Origin of the sequence: Stutzerimonas kunmingensis, from assembly GCF_014764705.1 — a bacterium.
In the GTDB taxonomy this organism is placed as follows: domain Bacteria; phylum Pseudomonadota; class Gammaproteobacteria; order Pseudomonadales; family Pseudomonadaceae; genus Stutzerimonas.
Genome location: NZ_JACXXG010000030.1, coordinates 1 through 22,764, shown reverse-complemented (window position 1 = coordinate 22,764; position 22,764 = coordinate 1). Strand labels below are relative to the sequence as shown.

Genomic DNA, 22,764 nt, shown 5'->3' with positions numbered 1-22,764 from the left:
GATGCAGACGCCTGAGAGGACCACAGACATGGACAGCCCCGCACAAGAGCAGCCTGCCTCGACCAGTGACACACCACTTTCGCTGAGAGCGCACTTGGCTAACTTCTGGCGGGGCCATCCCACCGAAGCCAAAGTGCTGCTCGGAATGTGCGCGGCGTTCCTGCTGATCTTCTTCCTGCCGATGGGCCAGCCCCGTTTCGAAAACGCCGTACTGGAAGGCCTGCGCCTGACGCAGTGGTACGCCCGTGAACATGTGATCCTCTGCCTGCTGCCAGCCTTCGTCATCGCGGGCGCAATGGCCGTCTACATCAGCCAGGGCGCCGTGATGAAGCACCTTGGTCCGGCTTCGCCGAAGCCCGTGGCGTTCGGTGTGGCATCCATCGCCGGCACGCTGCTGGCGGTGTGCTCCTGCACCGTATTGCCGCTGTTTGGCGGCATCTACAGGCGCGGTGCCGGCCTGGGTGCAGCAATCGCCTTTCTCTATTCGGGGCCGACGATCAACGTCATGGCCATCGTAGTCACCGCCAAGGTGCTTGGCGCCGAGCTCGGGATCGCTCGAGCCGTTGGCGCCATCGTGTTTGCCTTGGTAATCGGCGCCATCATGCACCTGCTCTACCGCCGCGAGGAGGCTGCACGTGCGGCCACAAGTGCCCGCGGTTTCGCCGGTGACGACGACGGGCACCCGCTCGGCGACATCGTCGCCTTGTTCAGCTTGATGATCGGCATTCTGGTATTCGCCAACTGGGCCAGCGCGGAGAACTCGGCCTGGATGGCCGTGCACGCCTGGAAGTGGCCAATCACCGCAACCCTCGCCATCTTGCTGGCGTCATTGCTGGTGCGTCGCTGGAACTGGTCGGTACGACCGTTGCTCATGATTGGCGCGCTGGTCGCTGCGAGCGCTCTGCTTGCGCCTCAGTGGCCGGAGCTTGCCATGGTCATAGGTATCGCGGGGTTGATGCTACAGGCCAGTCGCCAGAACGCAGCAAGCCAGGAATGGGTCGCTCAGAGCTGGGACTTCACCAAACAGATCATGCCGTTACTGCTTGGCGGGGTGCTAATCGCCGGCATGCTGCTCGGCCGCCCCGGCCACGAAGGGCTGATTCCCAGCGAGTGGATAGTCTGGGCTGTGGGCGACAACAGCTTCACCTCGACCCTCCTCGCCTCGGTCCTCGGCGCCTTCATGTATTTTTCTACTCTGACCGAAGTACCCATCGTGGAAGGTCTGTTGGGCGCAGGAATGGGCAAGGGCCCGGCACTGGCAATCCTTCTGGCGGGGCCTGCGTTGTCGCTACCGAACATGCTGGTGATTCGTACCGTGCTCGGCACGCAGAAAACGATCGTGTACTGCTCGCTGGTAGTGGTCATGGCCACGCTCAGCGGCTATCTCTATGGCCAACTGATGTGAGGACGACAATGAAACTGACTGTTTATGGGTCTGGCTGCGCCAAGTGCCAACAGCTTTCCGCCAACGCCGAAGCTGCCGCGCGGCGACTCGGCCTGGAGTTCGAGGTCGAGAAAGTCACCGACGTAAACGCCATCATCGACGCGGGAGTCATGCGCACCCCTGCGCTCGCAGTTGATGAGGAGATCGTCGTGGAGGGCAAGGTGCCAAGCAGCGATGAGCTTGAGCAGCTGCTGGGCTGAGTGATCTCGTCGCAATGCTGCAATGCGGCACGACTGTCGAACGGAACCGTCCTGTGCAGTTCACGGCCTCATAGTTGAACTGTCAGGAGGAGCGAGAAGTGTCTGATTCGATGACGTACCTGGCCATAGCGGCCGCGGTAGCGCTGATAGCCGCGAATCTGCTTGCGATCATCAGCGTCTTCAAAAGTGAGCGAACCGTAGGCGCAAAGGCGCTTTGGGCAATCGGTATTGCTGTCTTCCCGATACTGGGACTGCTGTTCTGGCTGCTGGTCGGCTTCCGCCGGGCGCGCTGATCAGGGCTTCAGCCCCAACAGATACAGCGCTTTGCCCAGCACCCTTACCGAATCGGCATGTTGGCCAGCCTGATGCAGCTGCTCGCCCTCAGCACGCAACTCACGAACTTGCTGCAGCGTAGCGGCATCCTTGGGCGGATTGGTTTCGAGCTGCTCATCAATCTTGGCCATGTCCATGGGACAGTGCATCGCCAGCAGCGGCGTGCTGAACAGGACGGCAAGGGTAAAAGCTGTGAGGCGTCGCATGGCTGTTCTCCTCGCGCGAAAGGCGCTCTCGAAGTATAGATAGCCTTTACGGAGTCGCTCGTTGCCAAACTAATTGGCGTATCAAGATGCTTGGCTTTTTTTAGCCGCGCAAAAGAAAAAGCCCCAAGCAACTAGTTGCTTGGGGCTTTTCAATATGGAGGCCGATGTCGGAATCGAACCGGCGTACACGGATTTGCAATCCGCTGCATAACCACTCTGCCAACCGGCCTCAAAACGAAGGCGCCGCATTATTACTGCGGCGCGATCTTACAAACTGGAGCGGGAAACGAGACTCGAACTCGCGACCCCGACCTTGGCAAGGTCGTGCTCTACCAACTGAGCTATTCCCGCGTTGTCTTGGTGACGGGCGCCATTCTATACGATCGAATGCTGCCGTCAACCCCTTGATTAAAAAAGTTTTTATTTCTTTTCTGAGGTGCTCAGGTGCGGCCAGGCAGCCATCAGGTAATTGATCATCGACCAAAGCGTCAGCCCCGCCGCCACGATCAACAGCGCATAACCCAACCCGACCCAGATTGTTGGCTGCGGCGGATTGGCCAGCAGGATCACCAGCGCGACCATCTGCGCAGCGGTCTTCCACTTGCCCAGGTTCGACACCGCCACCTGCGCGCGAGCGCCCAGCTCGGCCATCCATTCGCGCAAGGCCGAGACGACGATCTCCCGACCGATGATGATCGCTGCCGGCAACGTCAGCCAGAGATTGGAGTGCTCTTCGACCAGCAGCACCAGTGCTACCGCGACCATCAGCTTGTCGGCTACCGGGTCGAGAAAGGCACCGAACGGCGTACTTTGTTCCAGGCGGCGGGCCAGGTAGCCATCGAGCCAGTCGGTCAGCGCGGCCACGGTGAATACTGCACTCGCGGCCATATAGCTCCAGTAGAACGGGAGGTAGAACAGCAGAATGAAGATGGGTATCAGCAGCACGCGTAGAACGGTGAGCAGGTTCGGGATATTCATCGGTACCACTGATCGGCGGAATTCGGGGACAGTTTACTCACTGTGCAGGGCGGCATAAATCGACTCGGCAAGCTTTTTACTAATGCCGGGAGCCTTGGCGATCTCGTCGAGGCTGGCTCTGCACAGTTCCTGAAGACCGCCGAAATGCGTAAGCAGTTCGCGACGGCGCTTCGGGCCGATGCCCGGAACCTCCTCAAGCGTCGAGGTTCGACGCGCTTTTCCTCGTCTGGCACGGTGGCCGGTAATGGCGAAACGGTGCGCCTCATCGCGCACCTGCTGGATCAAGTGCAGCGCCGGCGAGTCTGCGGGAAGCGTGAACTCGTGAGCCGCATCGTTGAGGTAAAGGGTTTCCAGCCCCGGCTTGCGCGTCACACCCTTGGCCACGCCGAGCAGGATCAGATCCGGCACGGCCAGTTCTTCGAGCACTTCACGCGCCATGTTCAGCTGGCCCTTGCCGCCATCGACCAGCAGGATGTCCGGTAGCTTGCCCTCGCCCTCCGCTGCCTTGCGGAAACGCCGGGACAGCGCCTGGTGCATCGCCGCATAGTCATCGCCCGCGGTAACACCCTCGATGTTGTAGCGTCGATAGTCCGACTTCAGCGGCCCCTCCGGCCCGAAGACCACGCAGGACGCCACCGTCGCCTCGCCGCTGGAGTGGCTGATGTCGAAGCATTCCAGGCGCATCGGCGGCTCGTTGAGTTCCAGCGCTTCGGCCAGCGCGTCGAACCGAGCGGACAGATGCTGACGATTGGCCAGGCGTGCAGCCATCGCCTGTTCCGCGTTGGTCAGCGCCAGCTGCTGCCAGCGCGCACGCGTGCCACGTACGCGATGGGTAATGGTCAGATCGAAGCTGCGCAGCTCGGCGATGGCACTGATCAGCGTCGGAAAGTCCTCGTGCACGGCGTTGACGATCAGCTCTCCCGGCAGATCGCGTTCGGCGGCGCCCAGGTAGTACTGCTCGAGAAACGCCTGCAGCACTTCGCTGACACTTTCCTCGATAGCCACCTGCGGAAAGAAATTCTTGCTCCCCAGCACCCGGCCGCCACGCACGGTGATCAGGTGAACGCAGGCGCCGCCCGGGCTGACCACCGCGGCGACGATATCCACGTCGCCAGTGCCGCCCTCCATGCTCTGTTGATCCTGCACGCGACGCAGGATGCCGATCTGATCGCGAATCTCGGCGGCACGCTCGAAATCGAGGTTCATCGCCGCCTTTTCCATATTGCGTGACAGCTCTTCGGCCAGCGCATTGCTACGGCCTTCGAGGAACATGACCGAATGTCGTACGTCCTCGGCGTATTCCTCCGGCTCGACCAGATTCACGCAAGGCGCCTTGCAGCGCTTGATCTGGTACTGCAGGCAGGGACGTGTGCGGTTGCGGTAGTAGCTGTCTTCGCATTGGCGCACGAAGAATGCCTTCTGCAGCAGGCTCAGGCTTTCGCGGATAGCGCCGGCGCTCGGATAGGGGCCGAAGTAGCGTCCGGGCTCCTTCTTCGCGCCACGATGAATACTCAATCGTGGAAATTCACCGGCTGACAGGAATACATAGGGGTAGGACTTATCGTCTCGCAGCAGAATGTTGTAAGGCGGCCGCCATTGCTTGATCAGGGTCTGCTCTAGCAGCAGCGCTTCGGTCTCGTTCGCAGTGATCGTGGTTTCGACCTGGGCGATCTTGGCCACCAGGGCGGCGGTCTTCGGTGCCTGCCCCGTCTTGCGGAAATAGCTGGCCAGACGCTTCTTGAGATTCTTGGCCTTGCCGACGTAAAGCAGCTTGGCTTGTGCATCGAACATGCGATACACGCCTGGACGGCCGCTGCAGGCCGCCAGGAACGCAGATGAGTCGAAGGTTTCTGTCATTAGTTGACGGTGTCGAGCATCCCGTGGCGAACCGCCAGCAGGGCAAGCTCGACATCACTGGTAATCGACAGCTTTTCAAAGATGCGGTAACGGTAGGTGTTGACCGTTTTCGGTGACAGACAGAGCTTGTCGGAGATGCTTTGTACTTTTTGGCAGTTGGCAATCATCAGCGCGATTTGGATTTCCCGCTCGGAGAGCAAGTCGAACGGTGATTCGCTGAGCTGCGGCTGGAAAGATTTAAGCGCCAGCTGCTGGGCGATCTGCGGGCTGATGTAACGCTGGCCGCCAAACACCATGCGAATGGCCTGAACCATTTCTTCCAGCGCAGCACCTTTGGTCAGGTAGCCGGCTGCACCGGCTTGCAGAAGACGAGTCGGGAAAGGGTCTTCTTCACAGATGGTCACGGCAATGACCTTCAGGTCGGGATAGCTGCGCAGCAGTTTTCGGGTCGCCTCGAGGCCACCGATGCCGGGCATCTTCACGTCCATCAGGACTACGTCGGGCTTGAGCTCCCGAGCCTTGCGAATGGCGTCTTCGCCGGAGTCCGCCTGGCCTATCACCTGCAGTCCGGAGATATCCGCCAACATGCGGCTGATGCCTGTGCGAACCAGATCGTGGTCATCGACCACCAGCACCCTAATCAAGCAGACACCTCATTGACCGTACTAAAAGCTGGCTGGCTGCTCGCTTTTTCAGGAGCGAACTCTATCAAAAAAATCATCGACCTGGCCGATCAAGACGCGGCTAACTGATCGAGATCATGACTCCGACCCGCCAACCGACGAACTGCATGCTGAACGCCGACGGATGGCCAAAGTCACAGATTTGATGGCTATTCCCTCAGGTATCCCATGCTCACATTCATCGCCGCACTGCTGCTGACGGTCACGCACGTGCTGGCTGGAAGGCTGAGCGAGCTGCACCAGTTGCCGCGCAGCCGCTGGTTATCCGCGGCCGGTGGCGTTGCCGTCGCCTACGTATTCGTTCATCTGCTCCCTGAGCTGGCTCACGGGCAGAAGGTGATGGAGGATAGCGGGTTCCACCCGTTGCGCTACCTGGAACACCACGCTTATCTGCTGGCGTTGATCGGGCTGGCCTCCTTCTATGGGTTGGAGCGGCTGATCAAGCAGCACCGCAGTGAGCGGTCTGACGGTGAACCCTCCCACGCCAGCGTGTTCTGGCTGCACATTGGTGCATTCGCGGGCTACAACGCGCTGATTGGCTATATCCTCGCCAACCGCGACCCAGGCCAGGAGCTGGAATTGATCTGGTACACCGTGGCCATGTCGCTGCACTTCATGGTCAACGATGTGGCCCTTCAGCATGATCACCAAGACCTGTTTGCCCGACGCGGCCGCTGGATCCTGGCGGGGTCAACCCTGATCGGCTGGGCGTTCGGCTCGGTCATCGAGCTCTCGGAGCTGGGTGTGTCGGCCGTAACCGCCTTCATTGCCGGCGCGATCATCCTCAACGTCCTGAAGGAGGAGCTGCCGACGGAAAGGAACAGCCGATTCGGTGCATTCCTGCTCGGGTCGCTCGGCTACTCCTTCCTCCTATTGTTGATGTAGCCGAGCCTACCGCGCCTGTGTTCCTCTCCTGGGCCTGCGTATCAAACGATAGGCGGCCGGGATGACGAACAGCGACAGCAGCGGCGCACTCAGCATGCCGCCGACCATCGGCGCCGCAATGCGGCTCATCACTTCGCTGCCGGTGCCCGCCCCCAGCAGGATCGGCAAAAGACCGGCGACAATCACTGCAACGGTCATCGCCTTCGGGCGTACCCGCTGCACCGCACCTTCGCGGATTGCTTCGCACAGCGCGGCCTCGCCGTTCAGCCCGTCGCGCTGCTGGTCTGCCCAGGCGTTCTTCAGATATAGCAGCATGATCACGCCGAACTCCGCAGCGACTCCCGCCAGTGCGATGAAGCCGACGCCGGTGGCCACCGACAGGTTGTAATCCATCAGGTAGAGAAACCAGACGCCGCCGGTCAGCGCGAACGGCAGGGTCAGCATGATCAGCACCGCCTCATCCAGCCGGCCGAAGGTCAGGTAGAGGAGGAAGAAGATGATCAGCAATGTCGCGGGCACGACCAGCTTGAGGCGCTCGTTGGCGCGCTCGAGAAACTCGAACTGGCCCGAGTAAGCCAGGCTCATGCCGGGCAGCAGGCTGACTTCGCTGCTCACCGCATCACGCAGATCGGAGACGACCGACGCGATATCCCGGCCGCGCACGTCGACGTAAACCCAACCCGCCAGCCGCGCATTCTCGCTGCGCAGCATCGGCGGACCGTCGCTGATGCGCACTCGCGCCAAACTGCCCAGGGTGATCTGGCTACCCTGCGGCGTGAGGATCGGTAGCTGCTCCAGCCGCTGGGGGGTATCGCGCCATTCACGAGGATAGCGAACGCTGATCGGATATCGCGCAAGGCCCTCAATGGTCTCACCTACGGTTTCGCCGCCGATGGCGCTGGAGACGATCGACTGGACATCGGCAATGTTCAGCCCATAGCGTGCGGCATCCTGACGATTGATATCGATATCGATATAGCGTCCGCCGACGAGGCGCTCGGCCAGCGCCGAGCTAACGCCGGGAACCTTTTTCGCGACGGCCTCGACCTGCTGGCTGATGCGGTCGATCTCCTCCAGATTGGCGCCGGCTATTTTCACTCCGATCGGGCTCTTGATGCCCGTGGCCAGCATGTCGATGCGATTGCGGATCGGCGGAATCCAGATATTGGTCAGCCCCGGGACCTGCACAGCCCGGTCCAGCTCGTCGACCAGTTTTTCCGGCGTCATGCCGGCGCGCCATTGCTCACGCGGCTTGAAGCGAATAGTGGTTTCGAACATCTCCAGCGGCGCTGGATCGGTAGCCGACTCGGCACGCCCGGCTTTGCCGAATACTGTTTCGACTTCTGGAGCCGTGCGGATCATGCGATCGGTTTGCTGCAATAGCTGAGCCGCTTTCTGCGCAGACAGCCCCGGCAGTGCCGATGGCATATAGAGCAGATCGCCCTCATCCATCGGCGGCAGGAACTCGCCGCCCAGACGCGACATCGGCCACAGCGTGGTAGCCAGGATCAAAACGGCTACGGCAATGGTTGATTTCGGGTGATCCAGCACTGCATTAAGCGCAGGGCGATAGACCCGTATCAACCCGCGGTTGAGCGGATTGCGTGCCTCGTCCGGCAGCTTGCCCCGAATCCAGTAGCCCATCAGCACCGGTACCAGGGTCACTGAAAGCCCGGCAGCGGCGGCCATGGCATAGGTCTTGGTAAAGGCCAGCGGGCCGAACAGGCGACCTTCCTGCGCTTCGAGGGTGAACACCGGAATGAACGACAGCGTGATGATCAGCAGGCAGAAGAACAGGGCTGGTCCCACCTCCTCCGCCGCGCTGGTCATGACTCGCCAGTGCTCTTCACCCTCCAGTGCCTTGCCGGGGTTGGCGTGGCGCCAGGCCTCGGCCTTCTTGTGCGCGTTCTCGATCATCACCACCGCCGCGTCAACCATCGCACCGATGGCGATGGCAATACCGCCCAGCGACATGATGTTGGCGTTGATGCCCTGGTAACGCATCACGGCGAAGGCGATCAATATGCCGATGGGCAGCGAGACGATCGCCACCAGCGAAGAGCGCAGGTGCCAGAGGAAGATGCCGCACACCAGTGCGACGACGACGAATTCCTCCAGCAGCTTGAAGCTGAGGTTCTCCACCGCGCGGTCGATCAGCTCGCTGCGGTCGTAGGTGGTGACGATTTCGACACCCTCGGGCAGGCTGCTTTTCAGCTCTTCGAGCTTGGCGTGTACGGCGGCCAGGGTTTCCCGCGCGTTCTTGCCGCTGCGCAGGATCACCACCCCGCCGACCGTTTCCCCTTCCCCGTCGAGCTCTGCGATGCCCCGACGCATTTCCGGGCCGAGCTGGATATGCGCCACATCGCCCAGCGTGACCGGCACGCCCCTGGCGCTCAGCTGCAGTGGAATCTGGCGAAAATCCTCGAGCGTCTGCAGGTAGCCGGAGGCGCGGACCATGTATTCGGTTTCGGCCAATTCGAGTACCGCGCCGCCAGTTTCCTGGTTGGCCATGCCGATGGCCTCGATGACCTGTGCCTGGGTGACGGCAAGGCTGGCCATCTTCAGTGGGTCGAGCACGACCTGATACTGCTTGACCATGCCACCGATGATCGCCACCTCGGCCACGTTGGGCAGCGTGATGAGTTCGTACTTGAGGAACCAGTCCTGCAGACTGCGTAGTTGCGCGAGATCGTGCGTGCCGCTGCGGTCGACCAACGCGTACTGGTAGATCCAGCCGACCCCGGTAGCGTCCGGCCCGAGAGATGGCTTGGCGCTGGCGGGCAGCCGGCTCTGCACCTGACTCAGGTACTCCAGCAACCGCGAACGCGCCCAGTAGAGATCAGTACCGTCCTCGAACAGCACATAGACGAAGCTGTCGCCGAAGAACGAATAGCCGCGCACTGTCTTTGCCCCAGGCACCGAAAGCATGGTGGTGGTCAGTGGATAGGTCACCTGGTTCTCGACGATCTGCGGCGCCTGCCCCGGATAGGGCGTGCGGATGATCACCTGCACGTCCGACAGATCAGGCAGCGCGTCGATCGGCGTGGTACGCACTGCCCAGATGCCCACGGCAGTCATCAGCAATGTCGCCATCAGCACCAGGAACCGATTGAGGACGGACCAGCGAATCAGCGCGGCGATCATGGCTGCTTCTCCAGCGGCTGAATTCGCTCGACCAGCAGGCCTGCATCGGTTTCCCGAACGGCGAAACGGACCCGGTCTTCGACCTCGATGTCCTGCAGCAATGCCGCATCGGCCACCGCGAACGCCATGGTCATGCCGGGCATGCCAAGCGTGTGGAACGGGCCGTGTGCGATCTTCACGCGGGCATCGGCGAGTGCCATGACGCGGCCTTCGGATTCATGCAGCGTCGGTGCCGGCTGACCATGGCCATGGTCGTGCTGCACATCCCTGGCCGCGGGCGGCGCGACGATGCCGCGCAAGCTGGCTTCGGAGTCCAGCAGGAACTGGCCGGATGCGACCACCTGCTGACCCTCCTCCAGGCCGCGGAGGACGACGGTCTGGCTGCCGTTCTCCCGCCCGGTCTCGACTTCCACCGGGCGATAGCGGCCGCCGGCCTCGGCCAGCATCACCAGGCTGCGGCGCCCGGTGCGAATGACAGCCTCGCCCGGAATCAGCAGAACCGACGCATCGTCGCCACTGGCCAGGCTGGCCTGAGCCGTCAGCCCGGGCCGCAGCAGTCCGTCTGGATTGGGCAGCTGTATCCGCACACGCAGGGTGCGGCTTGCAGCACTGGCTTCCGGCAGCACCGCGGTGATCTCACCCTCGATGAGCTGGCCCGGCAGCGCCGGCAGCCGCGCAGTGGCGCGCTGGCCGACGCGGATACCCTGGCTCTGCGCCTCTGGCACCGCCACTTCCAGCCAGACGCTGTCCAGCCCATTGATCCGCGCGAGCGGCGCACCAGCCGCAAGCGTCATCCCTTCGCGAACATCCAGCTCCTGCAGTACGCCGCCGATCGGGGTGGAAATGGTAACGGACGCGTTGACCTTGCCACTGCGTTCGAGCTGGCTGATGGTCGATGCCGGCATGCCGGCATGCCGGCCAGACGCAGGCGCTGCCGTGCGGCCGCCAGCAGCGCTGGTTCTCCGATTCGCCGCAGGGCCAGGTATTCCTCCTGAGCGGCCGACCACTCGGGAATCAGCAGGTCGGCCAGCGCTGCGCCCTTGTCCAGCACATCGCCTGGCGCATGCCGATAGACGCGCTCGACGAACCCGCCGGCTCGAGCCTGAACCAGCGCGACATCACGCGCGTTGTATTCGAGCACGCCGACCGCTTCGATCACATTCACCAGCTGTCCGCGGCTGACGGTTGTCAGGCGAATACCAAGGTTCTGCGTGATGCCGGCATCGATACTGATAGTGGCGACATCGCCGTCCTCATTGGCGTAGCGCGGCACCAGGTCCATATCCATGAACGGTGACTTGCCGGGCTTTTCGAAACGGTGCTGCGGCACCATCGGGTCGTACCAGTACAGCACCTGGGCGTCACTCTCGACCGCGGATGCGACTGGTTCGGAAACCTGGTCATCAGAGCTGGCCAGCCAGTAGCCGGCACCCGCGCCGATCAGCGCCGTCACCCCGGCCAGGGTGACGCTTGCGAGAACATTCCGGCTCATTTGGCTTCTCCGTAGGCGAGGTGCAAGCGCACAGCCGCGATGGCTACCAGCCCCTGCAGGTCGATGTGTTCAAGGCGCGTCTCGATCAGTTCGTTGCGCGCTGTCAGCACCGCTTCCAGTTCGCTGGTCCCGGCGCGATAGCCGGCCATCGCGAGCTCCACCTTTTCCTCTCCCAGCGGCAGCAGCACCTCTGCGTTGCGTTCGAGTGCGCGCTGCAAACGGTCCAGCTCGGCCAGCTCGACATCCAGCCGCTCCACGAATTCGCGCGTCATGGCTTCGCGTTCGGCTTCCAGTTGTTCAAGCTCGGCGTAGCGGGCGGCGATCCGCGGGTTCTGCCGCGAGCGCTGGAACACCGGCAGGTCGAAACTGAACTGCAGGTTGACCATGTCGCCGTACTCTCGACCGCGCTTGAGGTAGCTGACCTCCCAGCTCCAGTCGACCTGTTTCTCGGCGGTCGCCTCACGGATGCGTGCCTGCGCCACCTGGGTCATCGGCGCATAGGCGGTCAGTTGCGGGTGCTGGCCGATCCGCTGCGCCAGTTGTTCAGGGGCAATCGCCCAGCGTGGCGGTTCGCCAAACAGCGGTCGATTGCCATCGCTGCCAACCCAGCGCACCAGCGCCGCGCGTGCCTGGCGGCGCTGCTGCTCCAGTTCGTCCTGGCGATCAGCCAATAACGCCGCCTGTTGCTTCGCCGCGACGCTGTCGGTCAGCCGCCCTCGCCCGCCGGCGATACGCGCTCGAATTGCTTCGGCGAGCAGGCGGTTCTCCTCGAACAACTGGTTGAACAGCTGGATCTTGCGTTCCACCGCGTGGGTGGCGATCCACGCCTGGGCAGTCGCCAGACGCACCCTGAGGGTTTCCACCTCGCGCGAGGCACCTGCGCGCTGGACAGACGCCTGTGCCGCATCGCGGCGTGCCTTGCGCTTGTCGCGGTTCGGAACTTCCTGCATCAGGCCGACCATGCGCATGGTCATGCCGTCTTCATCGAGGCTCCAGCGCTCGGCACCCTCAATCGGCACGTTCTGCAGGCCCAGCAGCAGTTTCGGGTCGGGCAGCTCGCCCGCAGCGACGGCTTCGCTACGCGCGGCTTGCAGCCTAGATGCCTCGGCACGTAGCGACGGCGCCTGCTGTTGCGCGAGGCTCACGGCATCGTCGAATGTCAGCCCGGTGGCTGCGCCGGGCAGGCCGAACGCGGCGACAAAAACCACGCCCGCGAACGGCCGGTATTTCCCTATCAATCGGGAGATCATGGATTGGATTCCTCGGTTTCCTGCATACCGCAACGGCATGCCTACAGCGCCTCAACGCATGAGCGTGGGGCGAGTCAGGTCAGCGATGGAATCAGTAACGCGGAGGGCGCCAGACGTCGGCGTTGGAGCGGGCGGGAAAGAACTCGGGGTAATGAACTGCGAGTTGCGGCAGCGAGGCGGTCAGATGCGGCTGCGCTATGCCCGCCTGCAACATGCTGCCGGTCTTGCACTGGTGGCCGCTTTCACACAGTGGATTGCCATCGTGCGAATGCGCGTCCTCGTGCTGAGCTTCAGCCTGGTGTGCGAGATGCCCGGAGCTCTCCATGTCGCTTTGCATCTGGCACGGTTCTGCGCTCTGTTCGAGCGCAGCCATGCTGCTCACGGGGAGCGCGAGGCTGATCAACAGGACGAGTAGCAGACGCAGATGGGCTTTCAGGGCGAGGAGTCTAGCCGAGCCGGCGCCCGCTAAAACTTGATCCAGATCGTGTCAGCCCGAATCCTGTCCGCCGCCATTGCCATTGCCATTGCCATTGCCATTGCCGGCGAGCAGATGGCTGAGCACCGAACGCATCTTGCCGGGCTTGACTGGCTTGTTCAGCACAGGCACGCCGCAGCCCTGCAGTTGCTGGCGGCATTGGTCACTGCGATCGGCGGTGATCATCACCGCCGGCAGCGCCTGTGCGAAGCGTCCTCGCACCGCGAGCACGACGTCCCAGCCGGTCAGACCGCGATCCAGATGGTAATCGGCGAGGATCGCGTCCGGCGCGACTCCATCCAGCGCCGTCATTGCGCTTTGCTCGTCGGTGGCAGTCACCACCGTGCAGCCCCACTGTTCGAGCAAGGCAGCCATGCTCAGCAGGATGCTCTCCTCGTTGTCGATCACCAGCAGGCGCCGCCCGGGCAGTGGATCGCCCAGCTGCGGCACGACCGTCGGAGCCGCAACCCGCTCGCGGGGCATCGCTTCGGCCAGCGGTACGTCGATACTGAACACCGAACCACGTCCCGGTTTCGAGCGCACCAGCACCTGGTAGCCGAGCATGCTGGCGATACGGTCGACGATGGCCAGCCCCAGCCCTACCCCACTGCGTTTCGCGGATCGGCCGATCCCGAGCTGATTGAATTCGAGAAAGATCGAACCCAGCTCCTCCTCAGGAATGCCCCGACCGGTGTCCCAGACCTCAATACGCAGCGCCCCGGCGCGCATGCGCGCACCCACCAGTACAGAGCCCTGATCGGTATAACGGCAGGCATTGCTGAGGAAATTTCGCAGGATTCGCGTCAACAGGCGGAAATCGGTCTTGATGGCGACTCGCGGAATGTAGTGTTTCAACTGCAACCCCGCGGCGGCAGCGACCGACTGAAACTCCGACACCAGCGGCAGCAGGACATCGTCCAGCGAGTAGATATCGATGTCCGGTTTGATCGCGGCCTGATCGAGCTTGGAGATATCGAGCAGATCGGTCAGCAGGTCTTCGGCGCCTTCCAGGGCCTGGTGGGCCCGCTCGACCAGATGCAGCTCGTTCTGCGGCAATTGGCGTTCGCGCAAGGTCGAGATCAGCAGGCGCGCGGCGTTGAGCGGCTGCAGCAGGTCGTGGCTGGCTGCGGCGAGGTACTTGTCCTTGCTCAGGTTGGCGGCTTCCGCCGCATCGCGGGCTTCACGCAGTTCACAGGTGCGCTCGGCGACGCGCTGCTCGAGCTCTTCGTTGAGCTGCAACAGGCGCAACTGCGCCAGTTTGCGCTCGGTCACGTCGGCGACGAAGCCTTCCACCAGGCCATCTTCGTCCGGCTTGAGCAGCAGGTTCATGATCACGTAGATGGCGCTGCCGTCCTTGCGGCGCAGGCGCGTCTCGTAGCCGAACAAGCCATGCTGCTGGCTCAGGATATGGCGGATCTGCCGAAGCTCCTCCTCACCGCCGATGAATAGATGATGGGACAGATCGGTCAGCGCCCACAGCGCCTCTTCCGGGGTGTCGTAATTGAGCATGCGTGCCAAGGCGGGGTTGGCGGCACGAATACCTTCGTGGATGCTGGCCTGGAAGATGCCGTGCACGGCGTGCTCGAACAGCCATTTGTAGCGATTGCGCTCCCCTTCCAGCTCTTCCAGGCGCGCCACCAGTTCAGGGTAGTGACTCTTGCGTGCGGAATGGCTCCCGAAGCCGAGCAGTTGTGCCAGGGCCTGATGCTGGTCATCAGAGGGCTTCGGCATAGACGACCTCGACGTCCCGCTGCGTCGACGAGCGTGGATTGGTCAGGATGCAGGGGTCCTGCATCGCATGTTGCGACAGGAACGGAATATCGGAAAGGTTCACACCGTGCAGACTGAGCGTTTCGCGGAAGCCGATCTGCTGCTTGAGATCAATCAGGTGCTGCACCAAGCGCTCGCGAACCTGGCGGTGATTCAGCCCGCGCGAATCGATGCCCAACGTTTCAGCGACCTTGCGGTAGCGGTCCGGCGAGGCGTCGTAATTGAATGCGACGACATGTTCGACCAGCACGGCGTTGCAAACGCCATGGGGCAGATCGAGATAGCCGCCGAGGCTGTGGGACATGGCATGCACCGCACCGAGGATCGCGTTGGAAAACGCCAGCCCGGCCTGCATGCTGCCGAGCATGATCTGCTCGCGCAGCGCGATATCCGCCGGATTGGCGATCATCTGCGCAAGATTGCCGTTGATCAGTCGCATGGCTTCCAGCGCGTGCGGGTCGGTCAGCGGCCCATGACCGGTCGACACGAATGCCTCGATGGCATGCACCAGCGCGTCAATGCCGGTACAGGCGGAAAGGAACGGGTCCATGCTCAGCGTGGTTTCCGGGTCGATCAGCGAGACATCCGGCACGGCTGCCTTGCTGACGATGGAGAACTTCATCCGCTCTTCCTGGTTGGAAATGATCACGAACTGCGAGACATCCGCTGAGGTACCGGCAGTCGTTGGAATCAGGATCAGCGGTGGGCTGGGCACGCGCAGCGTATCCACCCCTTCGAATTCATAGATATGGCGCCCATGCGCCGCGACGATGCCGATACCCTTCGCGCAGTCCATTGGGCTGCCACCGCCTACCGCGACGATCACGTTGCAGCCTTCGCTGCGATACAGCTCGGCGCCGAGCATCACCTCTTCGCAACGGGGATTGGGCGAAACGCCGGTGAACAAGCAATGTTCGATGTTCTGCCGGTCGAGACTGGCCTGCACGTCAGCCACCCAGCCTGCCTTCACGACGCCGGGGTCGGATACCACCAGCACCTTTCGCGCGCCGAAGTTGGCCGCACAGGTGCCGACACTGTGGCGACAGCCGGCACCGAAGATGATTTCTGGAGAGACGAACTTGCGCTGGAGGCTGATATTCGGGCTCATGACTACGGCCTTTTTTATTTTTTGTAACTAACGGGCGCAAGCCTACTGCATTGATCAGGTAAAGCAATGCGTCAAATGGCTGGCCGCGCCACCCGTCCGGCGAAACGCGTCAGAGCAGCTGTTGGTAGAAGCGCAATTCCCCTTGCAGCGCATCCGCAAGGTTGGCTGCCTGTCGAAACCCGTGGCGCTCATCGGGGTACAGGCGGTACTCCACCTCGATGCCACGATCACGCAAGGCCACGACCATCGATTCGGTCTGCTCAGGTAGCACCACCGCATCCTGCCCGCCCTGCAGGAAGATGACCGGCGCACCGATTCGGTCGGCATTGTGCAGAGGGGCGCGCTCCCGAAAGCGCTCCGGCACCTGCTGCGGATCGCCGATCAGCCAGTCGAGGTAATCGCCTTCGAACTTGTGCGTTACCCGCCGCAGCGCCAGCGGATCGCTAACGCCGTACAGACTGGCACCGCCGCGAAACAGTGCTGTCGCAGCCAGCGCACTCAAGGCCGTGAAGCCACCGGCACTGGAGCCACGGATGAACAAGCGCTGCGGATCGACCGCGCCCTGTTTCACCAGTGCTAGTGCGGCCTGGCAGGCGTCCTCCACATCGACAATGCCCCACTGCTCGCGCAATCGCTGTCGATAGAGCCGCCCGAAGCCGCTGCTGCCGCGATAGTTCACGTCGACCACGGCGAAGCCGCGCTGGGTCCAGTACTGAATGCGCGGATCGAATACCGGATAGCTCGCCGAGGTCGGCCCGCCATGTGTGAATACCACCAGCGGTGGCAAGGCCCCCGGCTCGCCGCGGTAGTTCGCATTGGCGGGAGGGTAAAAGAAAGCATGTGCGACCTCGTCATCACCGGTCGGAAAGCACATGGACTGCGGGCGCGACAATTGACTGGCCGACAGCGGCTGCGCTCCGCCGGCGAGAATCTGCACCGCTCCACTGGCCCTTTCGATGGCAAGTACCGCTGGCGCTCGTTCCGGAGCGCCAGCGATACAGAATACGTGGGTCTGGCTGGCGGCCAGTTGGCGGCAACGGGTGAAATCCGCTGCCAGTTGGCGCCGGCTGCCATCGGCAGCGTGCTCGAACAGCCAGCCATAACCATCGGCCATAAGCGTCAACAACAGGCCGCCATCAGCCAGTGGCAGGTAGCTGGTGGTGCCCAGCTGCCAGGGCGCCGGTGCGCAGTCGAAGTCCTGCACGTCCGCCTCTCCGGATGCCGTCAGCGAATACCGATGCAGCTGGCCGTCTGCCTCATAGAAAGGCTGCCAGAAACCCAGACGGTCGCTGAGGCAGAACAGCCGGCCGTTGGAGGCGAAGCGTGGCTGTTGCAAGGACTCGCCTCCATCCGTGCCTGCCAGGCATTGCCCGTTGCCCCAACGCTCGTTAGGCAGGCGTTCAGCTGCGCACAGGCGCGACGAGGTCCAGGGCTGCTCGGGACGATCCCATTCGATCCAAGCCAGCCGTGCACCGTCCGGACTGAGCACCGCAGCGGCATAGAAGTCGGCGCCCTCCACAACAACCCGGCGCGCGCCATCGACCATGGAGATACTCACCAGACGATGCACGACGCCAACGGCCTCATGGGATTCCTCCAGCGCCAGAATCGCATCACTGACGGGATCATGTTGCAGATCGCCATACCGGCGCTCAGGCGCCGCGGTCAGCGCGATTGGCGGCGCGGTCTCGGCGTCATCGGTCAGCTGCAAGTAGATCTGCTGATCTGCCTCGTTGACGAAGGCGATGCCCTGACCGGTCAGACAGAACGCGCCGCCGCCGTATTCATAGACGCGACTGCGTACCGAGAAGCCGTCCGGGGTCAGGCAGCGTGCGCTGCCGGCCTGCCAGAACCACAGCGTGCAGCGCCCTTGAACGGGGTCGTACTCGACCCAGAACAGCCCCCCGTGACCGGCCCGCAGCTCGGCATAGTCCTGGCTGGCGGCCGCGGCGGCCTCGGCGCTCCAGGTGCTGGGCCAGAAACCGTAGGGCAGCACCTCGGCGGATGGGTGAAGCATGGACGAATCGTTGCGGGGCGATTTCATACCTTGAGGATGAGCTTGGAAGCCTTCTCGTTACGATGCTGCAGCTGATCGAGCCCCAGCGCGCCGTGGTCTGCCTGCTCGCGAGCCGCAAGTATCTTGCCGTGGTGCGCCGATTTGCTGCACACGGGATCGGCATTGGCGGCATCGCCGGTGAGCATGAAGGCCTGGCAACGGCAGCCTCCGAAGTCGCGCTCCTTCTCGTCGCAACTGCGACAGGGTTCGGGCATCCAGTCGTAGCCGCGGAACTTGTTGAAGCCGAAGGAGTGTCGCCAGATGTGCTCGATGCTGTGCTCGCGTACGTTGGGGAATTCAACAGGCAGTTGGCGCGCACTGTGACAAGGCAACGCCGTACCGTCCGGCGTGATATCGAGAAACAGGTTGCCCCAGCCGTTCATGCAGGCCTTCGGGCGTTCTTCGTAGTAATCGGGCGTCACGAAGATCAGCTTGCACGGATGGTTTTCGGCGGCGAGCTTGTCGCGCCACTCGTTGGTGATGCGCTCGGCACGTACCAACTGTTCCTTGCTCGGCAGCAACCCTGCACGGTTCAGCTCCGCCCAGCCGTAGAACTGGCAGGTGGCAAGTTCGACGAAATCGGCTTCGAGCTCGATGCACAGCCGAATGATCTGGTCGATGTTGTCGATGTTGTGCCGGTGGGTGACGAAGTTGAGCACCATTGGGTAGCCGTGCTTCTTCACCGCTCTGGCCATTTCCAGTTTGTGAGCAAAGGCCTTCTTCGAGCCGGCGAGCAGGTTGTTCACTTCCTCGTCGGCAGCCTGGAAACTGATCTGGATATGGTCCAGGCCGGCCTCGGCGAAGCTGGCGATCTTCTCTTCGGTGAGGCCGATGCCAGAGGTGATCAGGTTCGTGTAGTAGCCGAGTCCCCGTGCCGCCTCGATCAGCTCGGCCAGGTCCTGGCGCACCAATGGTTCGCCGCCGGAAAAACCCAGCTGGGCCGCGCCCATCTCGCGTGCCTGGCGGAACACCTCGATCCACTCGGCGGTGCTCAGTTCTTCATGACTACGGGCGAAGTCCAGCGGATTGGAGCAGTACGGGCACTGCAACGGGCAACGATAGGTCAGCTCCGCCAGCAGCCAGAGCGGCGGGCCGGGCTCGTAGCCGGGTTTAGCGAAGCTCGATCCAGAACCGTTCAACGGCAACCTCCAGGAACGCAACGATATCTTCTTGAATCCCTTCCGCCTCGGGATAGCGAGCCTGCAGATCGGCAACGATCGCACCGACGCTACGCGTCCCGTCCACTTCGGTCAGTACCGCCGCAGCGCTCTCGTTGAGCTTGATCATGCCTTCCGGGTAGAGCAGCACATGGCAGTTCTGCGCGGGCTCCCACTGGAAGCGGAAACCACGGCGCAACGCTGGAATCTGGGTCAGTTGAATATCGCTCATCATCATTGTCTCGCCAGTGGGCAGGTTGCTGCCTGGCCACGTGGTCATGGTCGTCAGGCGGTCCACTCTACAGGGGCCGAATGCCTCATGGGTGGGCAGGATCTGCCCACGGAACGCGTGCCTACAGGCTGATGCCCTTGTGCCAGATACGCTCGCGGGTCACGGTGTGGTACGGCGGGCGATCCAGTTCGTAGGCCATGCTCATGGCGTCGAGCATGCTCCAGAGCACGTCGAGTTTGAACTGCAGGATCTCCAGCATACGCTCCTGCGCCTCGCGGGTGCGGTAGTGCTCCAGGGTGATCCGCAGACCGTGCTCGACATCGCGGCGGGCTTCCTTCAGGCGCTTGCGGAAGTAGTCGTAGCCGGAGGCATCGATCCAAGGATAGTGCTGCGGCCAGCTATCGAGGCGCGACTGGTGGATCGTCGGGGCGAAGAGCTCGGTCAGCGAGCTGCTGGCGGCCTCCTGCCAGCTGGCGCGACGGGCGAAGTTGACGTAGGCATCCACGGCGAACCTCACACCGGGCAGCACCAGTTCCTGCGACAGCACCTGCTCGCGATCCAGACCGACGGATTCGGCGAGTCGCAACCAGGCTTCGATACCTCCCTCTTCCCCCGGCGCGCCGTCGTGATCGATGATGCGCTGGATCCACTCCCGACGGGTATCACGGTCCGGGCAGTTGGCCATGATTGCCGCATCCTTCACCGGAATGCAGACCTGATAGTAGAAACGGTTGGCGACCCAGCCCTGAATCTGCTCGCGTGTCGCCTGCCCGGCGTACATGGCCCGGTGGAACGGGTGATGGATATGGTAGTACTCGCCCTTGGCGCGCAGCGCCTGTTCGAATTCCGCGGGGCTCATGGCTGGCAGGATCATGGCAGTGTCTTTCCTTTTCTTATCGTTCCGATGTTCGTATCGCAGCACCAGGCGGCTGAAGGCCGCGATTCGGGTGCTATAGCTCGATGTTCATGCCATCGAAGGACACTTCGATTCCATGCTCGCCGAGGATTTCGCGTTCGACGGAATCTTCATCGAGGATCGGATTGGTGTTGTTGATGTGGATGAGGATCTTGCGAACCGCGGGCATGCCGTCGAGCACCTCGATCATGCCCCCCGGGCCGCTCTGCTGCAGGTGTCCCATCTCGCTGCCGAGCTTGGTGCCGACCTCGCGCACGAGCATTTCGTCATCACGCCACAGAGTGCCGTCGACCAGCAGGCAATCCGCCTGGCGCATGGTTTCCAGCAGTTCGTCGCTGACCTTGCCCAACCCCGGCGCATAGAACAGCGTGCCACCGGTTTTGCGGTCCTCGATCAGCAGGCCGATGTTGTCACCGGGATGCGGGTCATTGCGGTGCGGCGAATATGGCGGCGCGGAGCTGCGCAACGGAATCGGCGTGATGTGCAGGTTCGGGCAACAGGGAATGGTGAAGCTGCCGGTCAGGGCGATGGGGTTCCATTTCAAGCCGCCGTTCCAGTGTTCGAGCATGTTGAACAGCGGGAACCCGGTGGTCAGATCCTGATGGACCATCTCGGTGCACCAGACCTCATGCGGGCAACCTTCACGCAGGGTCAGCAGGCCGGTGGTGTGATCGATCTGGCTGTCCAGCAGAACGATGGCACCGATGGCGGTATCGCGTGGCGCACGGGCCGGCTGCAGCGTCGGGAAGGACTCCAGCTGGGCGCGGATGTCCGGTGAGGCATTACACAGAATCCAGTCGACACCGTTATCACTGATGGCGATCGACGACTGGGTACGCGCCTTCGCATTGAGCGTGCTGGCGCGCAGGCCGGCGCAGTTGGCGCAGTTGCAGTTCCACTGCGGAAAACCGCCGCCCGCAGCGGAACCAAGAATACGGATGAACATGGACAGCCCCCAAAAGCGAAGCCCCGGCCGGAGCCGGGGCTGATCGATCAACGATTTGCGAAGTACATGGTGACTTCGAAACCAATACGCATGTCGGTGAAGGCGGGTTTAGTCCACATAGGTCGGTCCTCTTTTTATGGTGCCGGAAGATTCCGACAGCCCAATTAAGCCCCCTGTTCTGCCTCGAGCAGAATGGTACTTTGGAAGGAGACAGCGCCGTGCCTTGGTAGTGCCCGACAGACGGCTGTCATTGCTGCGTTTCGTCTACCAGCTAACGCCCGGCCCTGGTGCGCTGTCAACTTGAACCCAGCGCCGACCGACCACTGGCATTACGCCAGGCCAGTTCGTTGGTGATGGTCGCCATGGGTACGAACATCGTGCCGTCGAACGCGTTGAGCGGCAGTCCCTGCGCGATTCGCTGCGGCCAGTCGTTGTTCGCCAGCGCGGCCTTGCCGACCGCGACCAGGTCCATGTCTCCCTGAGTCAACAACTTTTCGGCTTGCTCGCCCGTGACGATGCCGCCGTTGCCGATAACCGGGATCGACACGCTGCCCTTTGCGATCGCAGCGAAGCTCGGCCCGTCGCCAAACGCCGGCGCAGCGGCGTCCGGCTCGGTAACGTGCAGATAATCAAGGCCAGCATCAGCCAGTGCGCGGAAACGCTGTCGGGCTTCGTCCACCCCACCCTCCCATTTCAGCTGGCTGTCGCTCACCATGCTCTGCGACAGGCGCATGCCAACCACGAAGTCATTGCCAACCGCTGCCCGCACCACCGCGATGACGGCCAGCGGCAAGCGCAGTCGACCGAGGTAATCGCCTCCCCAGTGATCATCGCGCCGGTTGAACTCGGCACTGATGAACTCGTGCAGCAGGTAGCCGTTCGCGCCGTGCAGTTCGACACCGTCGAAGCCGGCCTCACGGGCATGGCGCGCGGCCTGGGCAAACCCGGCGATGGCTTCCTGAATCTCGTCTTCGTTGATCTGCGCGGGCGTCGCATAGGGTCCTTCGCCACCGTAGAAGGTCAGCTGCGACCCGCCGGGCTGCACCACCGATGGCGCAACGTGCCGGGCATGATGGATGTTGCCTTGGGTCTGCGCGCCGCCATGCATGAGCTGGGCAACGAAAGCGGCGCCAGCGTCGTGCACGGCGTCGACTATCAGCCGCCAGCTGTCCCGGTGTGCTTCCGTAGCAAGCCCCGGCTGGTTGAAGTAACCCTGGCTGTAGGCCGTATCGGTATAGATGCCTTCGCTGATGACCATGCCGAAGCCACCCTTGGCGAACGAGGCGTAGTAGTCGCGCATCAATTCATTGGCAGCACCCTCGGCTTCGGCGCTGACGCGGGTCATCGGCGCAACGGCCGCGCGATTGCGCAGCTTCAGGTGTTTTAGCGAACAGGGTTCGAGCAGTTGCGACATGGGGTTCTCCTCATCTTCGGCACAGGGCATGTTGATGGGAGGCGTATCGGCGGCGGGGAGTTCGATGCACGCGATGGCTGGTTCGCCACCGGGATCGGGTAGGAGGCGGCCTCACGGCCGCCGTCCTCCCACACCACCGTGCGTACGGTTCCGTACACGGCGGTTCAGGCCATGCGGTTAAGCCGATTGATCGTATCCAGTATCGAGACCAGTCCAAG

Annotated in this window: 21 protein-coding genes, 2 tRNA genes and 1 pseudogene; 6 read left to right on the top strand and 18 right to left on the bottom strand. The window is 62.7% G+C overall.

Translation table 11 applies throughout. The features are described from left to right. Positions 1-28: 28 nt before the first annotated feature. From IEG05_RS18605 to IEG05_RS18595, 3 genes are all read left to right on the top strand, one after another. Entirely contained in the window at positions 29-1,405 is a 1,377-nt protein-coding gene (locus IEG05_RS18605; RefSeq protein WP_191122510.1) for a permease, read from the top strand. A gap of 8 nt (positions 1,406-1,413) precedes the next feature. After that, entirely contained in the window at positions 1,414-1,644 is a 231-nt protein-coding gene (locus IEG05_RS18600; protein ID WP_041013925.1) for a thioredoxin family protein, read from the top strand. Between the two features lie 110 nt (positions 1,645-1,754). Next, positions 1,755-1,937 carry a PLDc N-terminal domain-containing protein gene (locus IEG05_RS18595; RefSeq protein WP_185743983.1) on the top strand — a complete coding sequence of 61 codons (183 nt, stop codon included), beginning with the start codon at positions 1,755-1,757 and terminating at the stop codon, positions 1,935-1,937. On the opposite strand, the gene IEG05_RS18590 is transcribed toward IEG05_RS18595, so the two are convergent. The 6 genes from IEG05_RS18590 to gacA form a co-directional block, all read right to left on the bottom strand. After that, on the bottom strand, positions 1,938-2,183 hold the full coding sequence (locus tag IEG05_RS18590; RefSeq protein WP_046621703.1) for a hypothetical protein: 246 nt from the start codon (positions 2,181-2,183) through the stop codon (positions 1,938-1,940). A gap of 155 nt (positions 2,184-2,338) precedes the next feature. Further along, a tRNA-Cys gene (locus IEG05_RS18585) sits at positions 2,339-2,412 on the bottom strand. A 46-nt stretch (positions 2,413-2,458) separates the two neighbouring features. Then, a tRNA-Gly gene (locus tag IEG05_RS18580) sits at positions 2,459-2,534 on the bottom strand. Positions 2,535-2,603: 69 nt separating this feature from the next. Further along, positions 2,604-3,161: a CDP-diacylglycerol--glycerol-3-phosphate 3-phosphatidyltransferase gene (gene pgsA / locus IEG05_RS18575; RefSeq protein ID WP_014820260.1), complete on the bottom strand. Its 558-nt coding sequence runs from the start codon at positions 3,159-3,161 to the stop codon at positions 2,604-2,606. A 33-nt stretch (positions 3,162-3,194) separates the two neighbouring features. Continuing rightward, positions 3,195-5,018 carry an excinuclease ABC subunit UvrC gene (gene uvrC / locus IEG05_RS18570; RefSeq protein ID WP_046621698.1) on the bottom strand — a complete coding sequence of 608 codons (1,824 nt, stop codon included), beginning with the start codon at positions 5,016-5,018 and terminating at the stop codon, positions 3,195-3,197. After that, positions 5,018-5,662, bottom strand: a complete 645-nt coding sequence (gene gacA / locus IEG05_RS18565) for a response regulator transcription factor GacA (protein ID WP_191122509.1) — start codon at positions 5,660-5,662, stop codon at positions 5,018-5,020. The genes uvrC and gacA overlap by 1 nt, the downstream gene beginning before the upstream one ends. Here gacA and IEG05_RS18560 point away from each other — a divergent pair. Beyond that, the gene (locus IEG05_RS18560; RefSeq protein ID WP_191122513.1) at positions 5,633-5,770 is read left to right on the top strand and encodes a hypothetical protein; all 138 of its coding nucleotides are present in this window, start codon (positions 5,633-5,635) and stop codon (positions 5,768-5,770) included. The genes gacA and IEG05_RS18560 overlap by 30 nt on opposite strands. A gap of 99 nt (positions 5,771-5,869) precedes the next feature. Continuing rightward, positions 5,870-6,586, top strand: coding sequence for a membrane protein (locus IEG05_RS18555; RefSeq protein WP_046621695.1), 717 nt, complete (start codon positions 5,870-5,872; stop codon positions 6,584-6,586). Between the two features lie 6 nt (positions 6,587-6,592). Here IEG05_RS18555 and IEG05_RS18550 read toward each other — a convergent pair whose 3' ends face one another. The 3 genes and pseudogenes from IEG05_RS18550 to IEG05_RS18540 all read right to left on the bottom strand — a co-directional run bounded on the left by IEG05_RS18550 (position 6,593) and on the right by IEG05_RS18540 (position 12,472). Further along, positions 6,593-9,730 carry an efflux RND transporter permease subunit gene (locus IEG05_RS18550; protein WP_191122508.1) on the bottom strand — a complete coding sequence of 1,046 codons (3,138 nt, stop codon included), beginning with the start codon at positions 9,728-9,730 and terminating at the stop codon, positions 6,593-6,595. Next, a pseudogene (locus IEG05_RS18545) lies at positions 9,727-11,222 on the bottom strand (efflux RND transporter periplasmic adaptor subunit). The gene IEG05_RS18550 and the pseudogene IEG05_RS18545 overlap by 4 nt, the downstream one beginning before the upstream one ends. After that, entirely contained in the window at positions 11,219-12,472 is a 1,254-nt protein-coding gene (locus IEG05_RS18540) for a TolC family protein (RefSeq protein ID WP_191122507.1), read from the bottom strand. Before IEG05_RS18540 ends, IEG05_RS18545 begins: the two are co-directional and overlap by 4 nt. 184 nt (positions 12,473-12,656) lie before the next feature. Between IEG05_RS18540 and IEG05_RS18535 the strand changes: the two genes are divergently transcribed. Continuing rightward, complete coding sequence (locus IEG05_RS18535; RefSeq protein ID WP_161796191.1) at positions 12,657-12,887, top strand: hypothetical protein; 231 nt, start codon at positions 12,657-12,659, stop codon at positions 12,885-12,887. A 72-nt stretch (positions 12,888-12,959) separates the two neighbouring features. On the opposite strand, the gene IEG05_RS18530 is transcribed toward IEG05_RS18535, so the two are convergent. The 9 genes from IEG05_RS18530 to IEG05_RS18490 all read right to left on the bottom strand — a co-directional run bounded on the left by IEG05_RS18530 (position 12,960) and on the right by IEG05_RS18490 (position 22,546). Further along, the gene (locus IEG05_RS18530; RefSeq protein ID WP_191122506.1) at positions 12,960-14,678 is read right to left on the bottom strand and encodes a hybrid sensor histidine kinase/response regulator; all 1,719 of its coding nucleotides are present in this window, start codon (positions 14,676-14,678) and stop codon (positions 12,960-12,962) included. Next, positions 14,662-15,825 carry an alcohol dehydrogenase-like regulatory protein ErcA gene (gene ercA, locus IEG05_RS18525; protein ID WP_023446617.1) on the bottom strand — a complete coding sequence of 388 codons (1,164 nt, stop codon included), beginning with the start codon at positions 15,823-15,825 and terminating at the stop codon, positions 14,662-14,664. Before ercA ends, IEG05_RS18530 begins: the two co-directional genes overlap by 17 nt. Positions 15,826-15,934: 109 nt before the next feature. Further along, a complete protein-coding gene (locus IEG05_RS18520) occupies positions 15,935-17,869 on the bottom strand; it encodes an alpha/beta hydrolase family protein (RefSeq protein WP_191122505.1) in 1,935 nt (644 codons plus the stop codon). Beyond that, positions 17,866-19,020, bottom strand: coding sequence for a pyrroloquinoline quinone biosynthesis protein PqqE (gene pqqE, locus IEG05_RS18515; RefSeq protein ID WP_014820270.1), 1,155 nt, complete (start codon positions 19,018-19,020; stop codon positions 17,866-17,868). Before pqqE ends, IEG05_RS18520 begins: the two co-directional genes overlap by 4 nt. Next, complete coding sequence (gene pqqD, locus IEG05_RS18510; RefSeq protein ID WP_031298274.1) at positions 18,992-19,270, bottom strand: pyrroloquinoline quinone biosynthesis peptide chaperone PqqD; 279 nt, start codon at positions 19,268-19,270, stop codon at positions 18,992-18,994. The genes pqqE and pqqD overlap by 29 nt, the downstream gene beginning before the upstream one ends. Positions 19,271-19,391: 121 nt before the next feature. Next, positions 19,392-20,144, bottom strand: coding sequence for a pyrroloquinoline-quinone synthase PqqC (gene pqqC / locus IEG05_RS18505; RefSeq protein WP_014820272.1), 753 nt, complete (start codon positions 20,142-20,144; stop codon positions 19,392-19,394). A 76-nt stretch (positions 20,145-20,220) separates the two neighbouring features. Beyond that, positions 20,221-21,132, bottom strand: coding sequence for a pyrroloquinoline quinone biosynthesis protein PqqB (gene pqqB / locus IEG05_RS18500; protein WP_046621679.1), 912 nt, complete (start codon positions 21,130-21,132; stop codon positions 20,221-20,223). Between the two features lie 47 nt (positions 21,133-21,179). Then, on the bottom strand, positions 21,180-21,251 hold the full coding sequence (pqqA, locus tag IEG05_RS18495; RefSeq protein ID WP_003284930.1) for a pyrroloquinoline quinone precursor peptide PqqA: 72 nt from the start codon (positions 21,249-21,251) through the stop codon (positions 21,180-21,182). 176 nt (positions 21,252-21,427) lie between these two features. Next, positions 21,428-22,546: an oxidoreductase gene (locus IEG05_RS18490; RefSeq protein WP_046621676.1), complete on the bottom strand. Its 1,119-nt coding sequence runs from the start codon at positions 22,544-22,546 to the stop codon at positions 21,428-21,430. Between the last annotated feature and the right edge of the window lie 218 nt (positions 22,547-22,764).

Coding starts and splice junctions, on each gene's coding strand:
- IEG05_RS18605 (WP_191122510.1), top strand. CDS start 29: ATGGACAGCCCCGCACAAGAGCAGCCTGCCTCGACCAGTGACACACCA.
- IEG05_RS18600 (WP_041013925.1), top strand. CDS start 1,414: ATGAAACTGACTGTTTATGGGTCTGGCTGCGCCAAGTGCCAACAGCTT.
- IEG05_RS18595 (WP_185743983.1), top strand. CDS start 1,755: ATGACGTACCTGGCCATAGCGGCCGCGGTAGCGCTGATAGCCGCGAAT.
- IEG05_RS18590 (WP_046621703.1), bottom strand. CDS start 2,183: ATGCGACGCCTCACAGCTTTTACCCTTGCCGTCCTGTTCAGCACGCCG.
- pgsA (WP_014820260.1), bottom strand. CDS start 3,161: ATGAATATCCCGAACCTGCTCACCGTTCTACGCGTGCTGCTGATACCC.
- uvrC (WP_046621698.1), bottom strand. CDS start 5,018: ATGACAGAAACCTTCGACTCATCTGCGTTCCTGGCGGCCTGCAGCGGC.
- IEG05_RS18555 (WP_046621695.1), top strand. CDS start 5,870: ATGCTCACATTCATCGCCGCACTGCTGCTGACGGTCACGCACGTGCTG.
- IEG05_RS18550 (WP_191122508.1), bottom strand. CDS start 9,730: ATGATCGCCGCGCTGATTCGCTGGTCCGTCCTCAATCGGTTCCTGGTG.
- IEG05_RS18540 (WP_191122507.1), bottom strand. CDS start 12,472: ATGATCTCCCGATTGATAGGGAAATACCGGCCGTTCGCGGGCGTGGTT.
- IEG05_RS18535 (WP_161796191.1), top strand. CDS start 12,657: ATGCGGCTGCGCTATGCCCGCCTGCAACATGCTGCCGGTCTTGCACTG.
- IEG05_RS18530 (WP_191122506.1), bottom strand. CDS start 14,678: ATGCCGAAGCCCTCTGATGACCAGCATCAGGCCCTGGCACAACTGCTC.
- ercA (WP_023446617.1), bottom strand. CDS start 15,825: ATGAGCCCGAATATCAGCCTCCAGCGCAAGTTCGTCTCTCCAGAAATC.
- IEG05_RS18520 (WP_191122505.1), bottom strand. CDS start 17,869: ATGAAATCGCCCCGCAACGATTCGTCCATGCTTCACCCATCCGCCGAG.
- pqqD (WP_031298274.1), bottom strand. CDS start 19,270: ATGAGCGATATTCAACTGACCCAGATTCCAGCGTTGCGCCGTGGTTTC.
- pqqC (WP_014820272.1), bottom strand. CDS start 20,144: ATGATCCTGCCAGCCATGAGCCCCGCGGAATTCGAACAGGCGCTGCGC.
- pqqB (WP_046621679.1), bottom strand. CDS start 21,132: ATGTTCATCCGTATTCTTGGTTCCGCTGCGGGCGGCGGTTTTCCGCAG.
- IEG05_RS18490 (WP_046621676.1), bottom strand. CDS start 22,546: ATGTCGCAACTGCTCGAACCCTGTTCGCTAAAACACCTGAAGCTGCGC.